This is a genomic window from Mycobacterium sp. 852002-51057_SCH5723018 (genome assembly GCF_001667035.1).
In the GTDB taxonomy this organism is placed as follows: domain Bacteria; phylum Actinomycetota; class Actinomycetes; order Mycobacteriales; family Mycobacteriaceae; genus Mycobacterium.
In genome coordinates, this window is record NZ_LZIR01000049.1 from 1 (window position 1) to 763 (window position 763).

Sequence of the window (763 nt, forward strand, 5' to 3'; positions counted from 1 at the left end):
TTCGGCACCAAGGCCGGCGAGATCGAGATGAACGGGCAGCGGGTCGCCGTCCCCGTCTCGACGGACCAGATGAAGACGATCGCGCGGCTGTCGGGCGGGCAGTCCTACACCGCCACGAACCTCAGCGAGCTCAACAAGAGCTACAACGCCATAGAGAACGACATCGGGTATCGCACGGTGCCCGGTCCCGGCAGCGCCGGCTGGCTGCGCCTGGGCGTCGTCGCCGCCCTGATCGCCGCGGCGCTGGCCCTGCTGATCAACCGGCGCCTGCCGACCTGAACGCTCAGGCGGGCAGCCTGCGGTTCAGGAACTCACCGGCCAGGACGGCGCCGGCCAGCAGCACCGCGCCCAGCAGCATCCAGGCGAGGCTGGCGTCGCCCTTCACGGTCTCGTAGCCGATCTGGCGCTGCAGCGTGGAATAGACGCCCTCGAGCGACTCCAGGCTGTCAGCGTGAAACGCCTGGCCGTCGGTGATCTTGGTGATTTCCTGCAGCGTCTGGTCGTCGACGGGCACCGGAATGGTGGCGCCCTCGTACTCGACGGTGCCGTAGGGCGTGCCGAAGGAGATCGTCGAGATCTGCACCTCCTCGGCCTTGGCCAGCCGGGCGGCGGTGTAGGCGCCGTCGTGCGGATCGCTGGGATTGGTCGGCTTGTTCTCGCCGCCGTCGGACAAAAGCACGATCCGCGCGGGCGGCGGCCCTTCCCCGCCTCCCATCACCGAGCCGACGGTCGCGATCGCCTGCAGGGCGGTGAAGATGCCCTC

The 763-nt window shown here is 69.2% G+C and carries 2 pseudogenes; one reads left to right on the plus strand and one right to left on the minus strand.

From position 1 onward, the window contains the following. A pseudogene (locus tag A5764_RS11210) lies at positions 1-279 on the plus strand (hypothetical protein); the annotation flags it as partial. A 4-nt stretch (positions 280-283) separates the two neighbouring features. Here the strand turns inward: A5764_RS11210 and A5764_RS11215 are convergent. Then, a pseudogene (locus A5764_RS11215) lies at positions 284-763 on the minus strand (hypothetical protein); the annotation flags it as partial.